General features: G+C 42.3%; 11 protein-coding genes. All 11 read left to right on the plus strand.

What is annotated here, in order from left to right; genetic code table 11:
* Positions 1–16: 16 nt before the first annotated feature.
* The 11 genes from F0231_RS11820 to F0231_RS11870 all read left to right on the plus strand — a co-directional run bounded on the left by F0231_RS11820 (position 17) and on the right by F0231_RS11870 (position 12445).
* Positions 17–2248 (plus strand): polysaccharide biosynthesis tyrosine autokinase, encoded by a 2232-nt coding sequence (locus F0231_RS11820; protein ID WP_171759924.1) that lies wholly within the window; start codon positions 17–19, stop codon positions 2246–2248.
* Between the two features lie 62 nt (positions 2249–2310).
* Positions 2311–3435 (plus strand): non-hydrolyzing UDP-N-acetylglucosamine 2-epimerase, encoded by a 1125-nt coding sequence (gene wecB / locus F0231_RS11825; protein ID WP_171759925.1) that lies wholly within the window; start codon positions 2311–2313, stop codon positions 3433–3435.
* A 16-nt stretch (positions 3436–3451) separates the two neighbouring features.
* Positions 3452–4693: a UDP-N-acetyl-D-mannosamine dehydrogenase gene (gene wecC, locus F0231_RS11830; protein WP_171759926.1), complete on the plus strand. Its 1242-nt coding sequence runs from the start codon at positions 3452–3454 to the stop codon at positions 4691–4693.
* Positions 4690–5844: a hypothetical protein gene (locus F0231_RS11835; RefSeq protein WP_171759927.1), complete on the plus strand. Its 1155-nt coding sequence runs from the start codon at positions 4690–4692 to the stop codon at positions 5842–5844. The genes wecC and F0231_RS11835 overlap by 4 nt, the downstream gene beginning before the upstream one ends.
* On the plus strand, positions 5841–6950 hold the full coding sequence (locus F0231_RS11840) for a hypothetical protein (protein ID WP_171759928.1): 1110 nt from the start codon (positions 5841–5843) through the stop codon (positions 6948–6950). Before F0231_RS11835 ends, F0231_RS11840 begins: the two co-directional genes overlap by 4 nt.
* A gap of 18 nt (positions 6951–6968) precedes the next feature.
* Entirely contained in the window at positions 6969–7469 is a 501-nt protein-coding gene (locus F0231_RS11845; RefSeq protein ID WP_171759929.1) for a serine O-acetyltransferase, read from the plus strand.
* An 11-nt stretch (positions 7470–7480) separates the two neighbouring features.
* Positions 7481–8809 (plus strand): phenylacetate--CoA ligase family protein, encoded by a 1329-nt coding sequence (locus F0231_RS11850; RefSeq protein ID WP_171759930.1) that lies wholly within the window; start codon positions 7481–7483, stop codon positions 8807–8809.
* Positions 8796–9887, plus strand: a complete 1092-nt coding sequence (locus F0231_RS11855) for a glycosyltransferase family 4 protein (protein ID WP_301337908.1) — start codon at positions 8796–8798, stop codon at positions 9885–9887. The genes F0231_RS11850 and F0231_RS11855 overlap by 14 nt, the downstream gene beginning before the upstream one ends.
* The gene (locus F0231_RS11860; RefSeq protein WP_171759931.1) at positions 9884–11050 is read left to right on the plus strand and encodes an aspartate-semialdehyde dehydrogenase; all 1167 of its coding nucleotides are present in this window, start codon (positions 9884–9886) and stop codon (positions 11048–11050) included. Before F0231_RS11855 ends, F0231_RS11860 begins: the two co-directional genes overlap by 4 nt.
* Positions 11047–11799, plus strand: coding sequence for a WecB/TagA/CpsF family glycosyltransferase (locus F0231_RS11865; protein WP_171759932.1), 753 nt, complete (start codon positions 11047–11049; stop codon positions 11797–11799). The genes F0231_RS11860 and F0231_RS11865 overlap by 4 nt, the downstream gene beginning before the upstream one ends.
* Positions 11786–12445, plus strand: coding sequence for a hypothetical protein (locus F0231_RS11870; protein ID WP_171759933.1), 660 nt, complete (start codon positions 11786–11788; stop codon positions 12443–12445). The genes F0231_RS11865 and F0231_RS11870 overlap by 14 nt, the downstream gene beginning before the upstream one ends.
* Positions 12446–12505 lie beyond the last annotated feature (60 nt).

The following is a 12505-nucleotide window of genomic DNA, read 5'->3' on the forward strand; positions in this document are numbered from 1 at the left end:
GACGGTAGATATACTCATGCAAATGTCATCAGCCAATGAGAAAAAACTCATTCCTGAAGAGGCTTTAGATCTAACAAAGTACCTTCAGTTGATTAAAAATAACTGGTTTAAAATAACGCTTTTCTCTGCTCTCGCGACCGCGTTAGCCATACTCGTCGTTTTTTCAATTACACCAAAATTCCAAGCAACGTCGATTTTGATGATCGAAGCCGAAACGACCAATGCGGTCTCAATTGAAGAAGTGGTTGGAATTGATTCTAACAAAAAGGAATATTATCAGACTCAATTTGAGATTCTAAAGTCATATCAAATTGGTGAACGTGTAATCGAAGAATTAGAGTTGGAACTTTTGCCTGAGTTCAATCCATCATTGACGCCCGACAAGTCGTTGTTGGCAAAATTGAAATCCATGCCATTTTTTCAAGCGTATCGTGGTGAAGAGAATCAACAAAGCGCGGTAGTCGACGAAGTGGTTCGCCAAAGGGCCTTGTCTATTTTCGCAAGTCAGCTGCGAATCTCACCGATCAGAAATACACAGCTAGTAAAGATCAGCTTCACGTCTGAAGATGCAGCATTGGCTGCTCAGATTTCAAACGCTGTCGGTGAAGCGTACATACAAATGAACGTTGAATCGAGACTTGCGGCAACCATGAACGCTTCAGTATGGATAAGCAATCGTCTTGAAGAACTTGAAGGTGAATTGGCACGCTCAGAACAGCGATTGACGGACTACTTGAATCAAGAGCAACTGATTGACGACAGTGGTATTGATGCGTTGGCGAGTTCAGAGATTAGTAACCTAAGCGCTAGACTTGCAGAAGTTAACGATCGACGCATTGAAGTAGAGTCAGCTTATAGCTCTATTCGAAGAGGTAAAAACTTAGACGTCGCGACTATTGCCTCAATACCGACCATTTCGACCCACCCTCAAGTTGTCGAAATTAGAAAACTAAAAGTTGCTGTTGAGAAAAACGTTCAAGAACTGTCTCTACGCTATGGCCCTAAGCATGAAAAGATGCAGCAAGCGCGCGCACAACTTGACTCAATTGACAGACAGTCCAGAGAACTCGTTAATCAGCTGATTAAAGGTATGGCGAAGGAACTATCAGCTTTAAAGGCGCAAGAGCAGTTACTCGCGAAAGAGCTGAGTGTCAAAAAGGGAGCATTTCAATCAATTGCAGCGAAAAAGCAACGCTATGAGTCATTAAAGCGTGAGGTTGAAACTAACCGCCAAGTATTAGGTCTGTTCCTTACTAGGCAGAAAGAAACAACCGCAACGAGTGACTTCCAAGCTGCCAACGCGCGCTTTACTGACTACGCGCGAATTCCGCTTCTTCCAATCAAACCGAATAAGAAAATGATTGTAATGGCAGCATTTGTTGGCTCAATCGTGTTCGCTATTGTTTTGGTATTGGTTACGGATGCTATGAGAAGCAGCGTAGCATCGGCTAAAGAGTTTGAGGAGCGTTTTGGTCTTGTGCCGCTGGGGAGTGTTCCTCAGATCGATAGTAAACGCTTTAAAAAGAGAGATCTCGATAATACCGTCTTCTTTGATGGAGATATGTTGCCTTTTAGCGAATCGATTCGCTCCATTCGAACAGCTTTGTCTCTAAGTACATTTAATACGGGTAAAAAGCGATTGGCGATTACATCATCTTTGCCCAGCGAGGGCAAAACAACGTGTTCGATTAACCTAGCAATGGCGTTTGCAAAAGTTGAGAGGGTACTTTTGATCGATTGTGATTTGAGAAAGCCAGCTGTTTCAGAGCGTTTCGGACTTAAAAAATATCAGCAAGGTCTAACTAATCATCTCTTGATGGGAACCAACTTAGATGAATGCTTGATTACTGACGAAAAGTCGGGCGTAACGATCTTACCCGCGGGAATGCTAACTCCTAACCCCCAAGAGCTTCTGAGCTCATGCAAATTTAAGAATTTGATGGCGACATTAGAAGCGAAGTTTGATCGAATCATTATTGATACGCCGCCAACGTTGGTTGTTAGCGACTCGATGATTATCAGTAAGTTAGTTGGTGGCGTTGTCATTGTGGCAAAAGCCAACTCGACAAGTATTTCTAATATTCGCAATACGTTTGCTAAGCATATTGCTCACGACATTACCATTGATGGCGTAGTAGTAAATCAAGTGTCGCAGAGAAAACTGAAGGAAGAATACGGTTACGGTGGCTATGGAAAATATGGAGCTTACGGAACGTACGGTGAGAACCACCTAGCAGAACAAGCATAACGAACCCCCATCTGTGATGAAGGTTGTCGTCACAGCAGTTTACTAATACTGAGCTTAATATTATGGAAAATAAGAAGATTCTAACGGTTTTTGGTACGAGGCCAGAAGCTATCAAGATGGCGCCTTTAGTACATGCACTCAACAGTGATGATAGATTCGATGCACGTTGCTGTGTTACTGCACAGCATAGAGAGATGCTTGATCAAGTTTTGGAGTTATTCGAGATCAAACCCGATTATGACTTGAACTTAATGAAAGCAGGGCAGACGTTAAATCAAGTCACATCCCGTATTCTTACAGAGATAAAACCTGTACTCGAAGAGTTCAAGCCTGATGTCATTCTAGTGCATGGTGATACCGCGACAACATTTGCAGCAAGCCTTGCCGCGTATTATGAACAAATACCTGTGGGTCATGTAGAAGCAGGCTTACGTACTAACGACATCTATTCACCTTGGCCCGAAGAAGCGAATCGCAAATTGACGGGGGCATTGACCCAATATCACTTTGCACCGACAGAGACTTCGAGAGCGAACCTTCTGCGTGAAAACATTGCTAAAGAGTCAGTATGTATCACGGGAAATACAGTGATTGATGCACTTTTGATGGTTAAAGACAAAATTGATACTGACAAGGGACTTGAGGCAGAGCTATCTCAATTGTTCCCGTTTTTAGATACCAGTAAGAAATTAGTGCTGGTTACGGGCCATCGCAGAGAAAGTTTTGGTGGAGGCTTCGAACGAATCTGTCAGGCATTAGCACACGTAGCTAAGGCACATGATGATATTCAAGTCGTTTATCCAGTCCACTTAAACCCAAATGTGCGAGAGCCCGTTAACCGCATCTTGAACGATGTAGACAACATACATTTGGTAGAGCCTCAGCAGTATTTGCCTTTCATTTATCTCATGAGCCGAGCGCATATCATTTTGACCGATTCAGGTGGTATTCAAGAAGAAGCGCCATCTTTAGGTAAGCCTGTTCTAGTTATGCGTGATACGACCGAGCGCCCTGAAGCTGTCGCTGCAGGAACAGTGAAACTTGTTGGTACCGATGTAGACAAGATTGTGACTGGCTTAGAAGCATTGCTAACGGACCAAGAGTCTTACGAAAAAATGAGCTTTGCCCATAACCCATATGGTGATGGGCAAGCGTGCCAACGAATTTTGAATGAATTAGCTAAATAGTTAAACGGATTAAATTATGTCTTTTCAAACAGTGTCAGTTTTTGGTTTAGGTTATATAGGTTTACCTACGGCAGCCGTTATTGCTTCACGCGGAATCAATGTTGTTGGTGTTGATGTTAATCAACATGCTGTCGATACCATTAATGCGGGTGATATTCATATTGTTGAACCCGATTTAGATATCGCGGTAAGAAGTGCGGTCAATGTAGGTAAGCTAAGAGCGACCACTGTGGCAGAGAATGCGGATGCGTTCATGGTGGCGGTACCGACCCCATTTAAAGGTGAAGATCATGAGCCTGATCTTTCATACATCGAGTCCGCTGCCAAGGCGATTGCTCCAGTTCTAGAGAAAGGTAACCTTGTTATTCTAGAGTCTACATCACCAGTTGGTGCAACAGAGAAGTTGGCGGAATGGTTAAGTGAAGCTCGCCCTGATTTGAGTTTTCCTCAAGATATGGGCGACAATGCAGATATCAAAGTTGCCCACTGCCCTGAGCGTGTTCTTCCTGGATACGTTATGCAAGAACTGATTTCAAACGATCGCGTCATTGGCGGTATGTCTACTGCTTGTGCTAAGCGCGCTCAAGAGTTGTATGAAACCTTTGTTCGTGGCGAATGTATCATCACTACTGCTCGTACTGCTGAAATGGCAAAACTCACCGAGAACTCTTTCCGAGATGTGAACATAGCGTTTGCCAATGAACTTTCAGTCATTTGTGACAAACTCAAAATTAACGTGTGGGAACTTATCAAGCTTTCAAATCGACACCCTCGCGTTAATATTCTGAACCCTGGGCCTGGTGTGGGTGGACACTGTATCGCTGTTGACCCATGGTTCATTGTAAATAGTTGTCCAGATGAGGCGAAACTGATCGAACAAGCGCGCCTGGTGAATGACGGCAAGCCGCATTATGTTGTTGACCAAGTCGCAAAAGCTGCTGATGAGTTTAAAAGACCCGTTATTGCTTGCTTGGGTTTAGCCTTTAAAGCAGATATCGATGATTTACGTGAAAGCCCTGCAGTGCAGATAGTTGAAGCGCTAGAACAACGTGATGTTGGCCAACTTATCTGTGTGGAACCAAATATTGAACAGTTACCTAACTCTTTGAAAGAAAAAGGTGTTTCTTTAGAAAGCTATGAGCAAGCGATTGAAAGAGCAAATGTAGTGGTCGTATTGGTGGATCACAAGCAATTCAAAGTCGCAGATAAGCGGGATTTGGCACAGAAGGTGGTCATTGATACTCGAGGGTTGATGTGAGTTTTACCCGCCAAAGGTTCTTGATAGAGGCATATTTTGTCTCGCTATGTATCAAGTTGATTATCGCTCCTTGGTCCACAGGTGTTTATTTAAACCCTGTGGGTCAACTGCTTAATAATCTTTGTGATGCAACCTGGATAATAGCGACGCTGATAGGTGCTGTGTACATCTTCCGTGCATACAAAACGGTTTTTGTTCCTGCCATTATTGTTGCGATTAGTTACTGCTTATCGACAGTACTTTATACTGATGAATCAGCACTTTCGTTTTTAAGCTGGTACCTAAAAGTCTTTATTCCTCTTTTAGCCGCACCGGTTATTTGGGAGTGCTCTAAACAAGAGAAAGCGCTGCTAATATCACGTTGTAAGTTTTTGGTTGTGCTAGTCGCTGCACTTGTTTTTGTCGGTTTAGCATTTTTGCCAAGTATTATGAACCGTTTGGTCTCATGGTCTCCTGCTTATTTTAGTGGTTTGCACTCGACAGCTTATGTTGCTTGTATGAGCGCAATCCTAGTGCACGCTCTGTATAAGCATCAACACGTCGGTATAAAGTTATTTTTGGCTTACTTAGCAGTGGTGTTTGTTTTAGTTTATCAGATGTGGGGGGTGAGAACTGCTTCTTTATTATTGATCTCTTTCTACCTGATCAATTTCCTTATGAACTCAAAAGTGGGTCGGTATAAGCTTTCCCTATATATTCCGTACTTCTTTGCTGCAATGCTTTTACTTTTGTTGTTTGTCGATATGAGTATTATAAATTCGACTTCCTCTGGACGAATTTCCATGTATATCGATAAGTACGAACAATTAATGGAAAATGATGTTTTACAGTGGTTGATAGGAAACGGGTATAAGAGTGATTTAATTGCAACAGACATCTGGTGGTGGGCACTTAAAGGTGCTCATAGCGATGTCATAACAATGTTGGTTGAAGGTGGAGTGATCTTTCTGGCCTCATTCCTTTATATCTTAAACCAATACTATAGCAACGGAAATTCCTTTATTAAGTGTTTGATCATCGCAGCGATGGTCTCCGCTTTGTTTTCCAATGGTGTGTTTGTACGGCCGATCGCTGGGTATATATTCTCCTTTTGCTTAGTGCTGTTTATGATTGAAAAAGAAAAAGACAATGAGGTTGCGGTAGGGATATGAAAAATCATTTATTCCAATCTATCGCTACAGCTTTCCCGTCAGCGTATAGGTTTTTCTCGGTTTATTTGGTTACGCTGCTTGCTTCTACACAGGTCGCGAATCTATTTTCACAGTCGTTTTTTATTGTGAGTTTAATAGCGACCTTTTCGGGTGTGGCTGTATCAACACAATCTTATGTCAAGGAGGGGACTGTCTCGGTTCAGTTACGAGTGTTAACAATGCTCGCTCTAACTTTGATTGTTTCAATACCGACTTACTCCTTATGGAGTTTTGGGCTTGAAAGTTACTGCTATGCTGTTGGTGCTAGCCTATTCTTTTCATTGTTTATGATAGCAAGGGAAGATTCAATTGCACTCAATAGAATGAATGTCTTGGCGATTCGCTCAGCGCTTAGCACCTTGCTCTTTGTTGTCTTTTTCTTTGTGTTAGAGCCAAGTGGTGAAGTACTGGTTTTAGGTACATTCCTGTTTTTGTTTATTACGGTTTTTGACTTATTTGATAAGAATGAGAGTTCAATAACAACTAAGAAAACGTTTTTCCAAAATGTGTTTAGTTACTCTTTGTCTGGTGGGCTTTCAACTGGAATATCGTTCCTACTACCTCTAATTGTAATCGATGAGTTTGGAGAGCAAAGTTCAAGTTCTATCGCTCAAGTTTTTACTTTAGCAATGATGTTTCAGTTTGTTCCTCGATTATTATCTACACGATTCTTATCGTCGGTTAAAAGCAGTAGCGGCAATACAAGCATTGCTTCATTCGAAAAATTGGTATTTGTTTATGTTATAGCTATTGTCGTTATATTTGTTTTAGTGACTTCATTTTTGTTTGAGAGTTATAGCGTACGGATCGGATTGTTTTGTGGTTTGTTGTCATCACAACTCTCATTACCTTACTCCAATGTATTTATGACTCTAGGGAAGGGAAGCTTGATGCTAAGAATTAACCTAGCATCATTCGTTTTGTTGTTTATATCAGCCTGTGCAATTTTTCTGTTTTTCGACAAGGGAGAAGAACGCGGAGAAATTTTGTGTTGGTTATATTTTTCGTACCAGATCATGCGTGCCATCTACATGAAGTTTAGATGCCATTCTATTTATGGTTCTTAGATTTTATTAAGGTTTAATATGCCAAATGCAATTTTATTCTATCGTCTTTCTCGTTGGTTATATGAGCGTAGAGTGCCATTTTTTCCAAAGATATTTCAGCTAATTATTTTTATTTTTTACAGTAGCCGAGTTTCCGCTATCTGCAAAATTGGCAAGGGTACAACATTTGCCTATAGAGGAATGGGAGTGTTGTTGCACGACCGTACAGTTATAGGTGAAAACTGCAGTATTGGAGTAGGTTGTAAAACCGCAGGGAAGGGGCCTTATAAAAATGTACCTCAAATCGGGGATAGAGTTTATCTCGGTCCAAATTGCGTTCTCATGGGGCCGATTGTTGTAGGCGATAACGCGATAATTGGGGCTAACAGTGTGGTTACAAAGAGTGTACCTGAAGGCGCTATTGTTGGTGGAATACCAGCGAAAATAATTGGATGGGTCAAAGATAAGGAATACGACATTCACGAAAACCGTTCAGATGTCGAAGGTACCGCACCATTTTTGCAAGATTCAAGGGCGTAGAAGGAGTTGATGTGTATAGTTCTGCAATCTACAAAAAATCACCGGTAATAATCCAAAGCGCGATGGTGTCTCTAAGGGGGCTTATTCGAGGTGCAATTCGGAGTGAACGTCGTATCGCTACTTTAAAGAATCGCCTTAAAGAAAATGAGCGCTCAGAGGAAATGCTCGCGGCCTTTCGTGAGGAACGACTAGATTTTGCATTATCTAATGCAAAAGGTACTGAAGCTTTCAAACAGAACACAGAATTTGCCGAGTTTGGTTTTGTTGATAAAGATGAAGTAAAGGCTTCTCCAGATGACTTCACCAATAAACATGTAAAGCCATTTATAACGGTGAAAGGAAGCACGAGCGGAACGACGGGTGCTCCGTTATCTATACCGCAAAATCTGGACTCTGTCCTAAGAGAGCAAGCGTTTGTATCTCGCTACTTAGAATGGGCTGGCTTTAAACAAGGTGACCACCGAGCTTGGCTTCGCGGGGACCTTGTTGTGCCGATGGAGCAAAAGAGCGGTCCTTTTTGGCGCTATTCCTATTTTGAAAACATGATCGTTATGTCATCTTTTCATTTGTCTTCAGAGGCTATCCCAAGCTATCTAAAAGCCATGAAAGATTATGGTGTCGATATTATTCAAGCATACCCTTCTTCTATCGCAACGCTTGCCAAATATCTCGAAAGCGTAGACCAATATTACCAAGGTCGACTGAAATCGATTATGACCTCTTCTGAAGCCTTATCTCAAGAAGATCGTCAAATTATTGAAAAGCGTTTTAAGTGTAAAGTCTTTGACTGGTACGGATTGTTTGAGCGTGTCGCGGCGATTGGCAGTTGTGAGCATGGAAATTATCACCTTATCTCTGACTATTCTCATGTCGAGTTTGTTGAAAGTGGTGATGGGAAACATGAAATTGTAGGAACCAGTTATAACAATGCTCTTTATCCACTGATTAGGTATCGCACCGGGGATCATGTGGTTTTAGCAACAAACCAAACTTGCCCATGTGGGCGTGTGTTCCCAGTGATTAAATCGATAGAGGGTCGCACTGTTTCGCATGTCTACAATGAAGACCACGAAAAGGTTTACGCGCTCGACCAATGTGTAAAAGGGGTCGCTGGTGTCATTGGGTCGCAATATCATCAAGATCAATTTGGCTCAATTACGGTGTCAGTATTGGTCAATGATGACTACGACCGTGAACAAGAAGAAAAGTTGGTCTCAAACGTCAAAGCTCGATTAGGAAGCTCAATGCAGGTGAACATAGACATCGTTGAGACATTGGTGCGGTCGAAAAATGGAAAGGTTATTCAAGCTATTTGTACGATAGAAGATGATGAAAAATAAGATTAACTTGACGGTTGCCACTGACATCAATGGGCAAGGTGGCATCGCGACAGTACTAAATGTATATAAGCAAGCGGGTTTCTTGTCCAATAACTCCGTGAAACTCATTGCGACGCACTCGACTAACAGTCAATTTGGCCGTGTAGGAGCGATACTGCTTTACTTATCGGCCTTATTTAAGGTGATCTATTACCACATTTTTTATCGTGTGGGCTTGGTGCACATTCACGTAGCTTCTCGAGGCAGCTATTTACGTAAGTCTCTGTTGGTACGAGTGATCAAAACGATGGGCGGGAAAGTGATTCTGCACTTACACGGTGCAGAGTTTAGAGACTTTTACGCCCACGAATGTGATCCGAAAAGACAAAAACATATTCGAGATACTTTCGAAATGTCAGACTCGGTGATTGTACTGTCTTCGCAATGGATAGAGTGGGGCAAGTCTACTTTTGAACGCTCAGAGCATTTCAGGCTTCTTTACAATGCAGTGCCCTCGCTTGAAACAGATGGGAAGCGAGTGCCGTCATCTTATATTAGTTTCCTTGGTCGAGTTGGAGAACGTAAAGGGTTACACGATCTGCTCAACGCGATGGTCATCGTGAAACAACAATGTCCTGACGTGAAACTTTTGGTAGGGGGAGACGGTGAGGTTGAGAGATTTAAGGCTATCGCCAAAGATCTAAATCTCGAATCTGAAGTCGAATTCATGGGCTGGGTTTCGGGTAAAGACAAACTGGACGTTCTGAACAAAAGCCAAGTCTTTTGTTTACCAAGTTACAACGAAGGTTTTCCTATGGGTGTGCTCGAAGCTATGTCGACAGGTGTAGCGGTGGTATCTACTTATGCAGGAGGAATTCCTGACGCAATTGAACATCGTAAAGAGGGCATTCTTGTTGAAGCAGGAGACTCGGAGGCACTTGCCAATGCGCTTATTGAATTGATTCAAAGCCCTGATTTACACCAAGACTATGTGAGTAATGCGAAACGGAAATTCGATGAGAGTTTTTCAGTTCGAGCCATCATCCCTCAACTTCAAAACATTTACGATGAAGTATCAACTTCTAGGAGCTACTCATGATCTCTGATGTACGTCTTTCACTTCTAGCAGACGCTACCCGTAATGATTTTGCAGGTTATGACCCTTTTGATGGGCTAAATGCACGTCTCTTTGATGTGGTACCGAAATTACGTAATTCACTGTTTGGCCTAGCATGGATTCAAGCTTTTAAGCGCTCAAATATCAATATGCGCCATATTCTGGGAGTTCCAAAAAAACGTAACCCAAAAGGCGTTGCTTTGTTTATCTCTGGAATGCTCGAACAGCATAAGATGACTCAAGAGCAGAGTTTACTTGACGAGTCTGAGAAATTGGCCAATTGGCTGTTAGATAATCAATGTAATCAAGACGTTTGGGGCGCTTCGTGCTGGGGCTATCATTTTGATTGGAAAGCACGCGCTTTCTTTGTACCCAAAGGTAAGCCCAATGTGATCTCGACGATTTATGTGAGTAGAGCGTTATTTGAACTAGGCAAGCGTACCAATAACAAACGTTATATCGATGCCGCTTTCTCAAGTGCAGAATTCATTGTCAAACACCTTTACACCGAAGAGAAAGAGCGAACTTTCTTTGCGTATATCCCAGGTGAAAAAGCGTTTGTTCACAATGCAAGCTTATGGGCTGCTGCATGGGTTGGCTTTGTGGGCTCTGAGATTAAACGCTCTGACTTTACGGAGCTTGCCCATAGTGTGGCAATGCAAAGTGTCAAAGAGCAGTCAGCAGATGGAAGCTGGGTCTACGGGGCGAGAAATCACCACCAGTTCATTGATGGCTTCCATACGGGATACAACCTAGAAGCGCTTTATGAACTAAAACACGCTTTGCAAACTAATGATTTTGATGAGTCGATTACACAGGGAATAGCTTATTACAAAGCACATCTTTTTGAAACTGACGGTACAGCGAAATACTACAACAACAACCGTTACCCTCTCGACCCGCATTCTGTTGCTCAAGCTGTGATTACCTTGATTAAGGTAGGAGGAGAGCAAGAAGATATTGAGATGGCTGGCAAAGTTCTCAAGTGGTCATTGGAAGAACTTTATTTATCAGAGAAGAAACAGTTTGTGTATCAGAAGAATGGACAAACAACCAACAAGATAAATTACGTGCGCTGGACGCAAGCTTGGATGTATCTATCTATGAGCATCTATTTAAACAATCGAAAGGGAGAAAAATCGTGAGCCGAGTGACATTCTTGGGAAGCCCTATGGACACCTTGACCATGCCTGAAACCGTCAAGTCGATCAAAGATCGCGTCGTAGCAGGTGAGTTCACCCAACATGTGGTGGTGAATGTTGCCAAACTAGTTAACATGCGTAAAGACGCTGAACTTGCTAGAAGCGTCACTCAATGCGACATCATTAATATCGACGGCATGGGCGTTGTGTGGGGAGCTCGTTTTGTGGGACACGAGGTGTCAGAACGTGTAGCTGGTGTCGACTTATTTATGGAGCTCAATAAGATGGCAGCCAAAGAGTCTATGCCTGTTTTTTATTTGGGTGCGACCGAAGAAGTAGTGGCGGAAACGGCGACTAGAATGCACAGCCAATATCCAGAACTGAAGATAGCAGGCGCTCACCATGGCTATTTTTGGGACGATGAACAAGCCGTTGTCGATAAAATCCGTGAATCTGGTGCGAAAATGCTGTTTGTTGCGATTACATCACCTAAGAAAGAAAACTTCATCAATAAATGGAAGTCCGATTTAGGCGTGAATTTTGTTATGGGTGTGGGTGGAACATTTGATGTTGTCGCGGGTAAAGTCGAACGCGCGCCGCTTTGGATGCAACGATATGGTTTGGAATGGTTCTACCGCATCATGCAAGAACCAGGAAGAATGTGGAAACGCTACGCCACAACAAACAGTATCTATGCCTGGTTGCTTATTAAAGAAAAGCTTAAGAAAGAGGATACTCGTGAGCTTTCTTAGTCGTGTTGGTTTTTTTACCGTTTGTTTGGTGGTGATTGGAAGTGCTGTCTACGTCACCGCTTATGCAGTAAGAAATGCGGTAGGTAACCTATATTACATATCTACCGAACAATTGGTAAAAGGTGCACAGGGCAGTCTTAACCTTGAAGATATTCAAGAAATTCGCATACAAGCTGAACGTGTTGAATTTTGGACAGGAGACAATCCTCAGTATTTGCTCTATTTGGCTCAAATAGAACGGTGGATGGGCAATGCGTCTGGCTATGAACCTGACATAGCATTGATTTCTAACAGACTGAATAAGGCGAATTCAATACGACCTGTTTCCGCTCATCAATATTCACAGATGTCGAAAGAATCTTGGTACCGAGGGGAACCTATGCAAGCTATTCAGCATAACCTATCTAATGCACAACAACTTGCTCCTTTTGATACACAAGTTGCTCTGCACAGCTTGGACTTTTATTTGTCCTATTGGCCTAGTCTATCCGTTGAAAATAAAGTGATTACAACCCAATACCTCATAAGTTCCAACGACTACAGGATAACTAATGAGTGGGAGTTATTATTTGGTGATCAAACGAATAAGCTAAGAGCGTGTAGTTTGCTTAGTTTCAACGATATTAATAATCGATATTGTGAGTAATTCGCGCATTTAAATTAGTTACAAATGAATACAGTGTCACTAATTTGAGAATGCGCTTAG

Source organism: Vibrio sp. RE86 (assembly GCF_013114545.1).
Classification (GTDB): Bacteria; Pseudomonadota; Gammaproteobacteria; order Enterobacterales; family Vibrionaceae; genus Vibrio.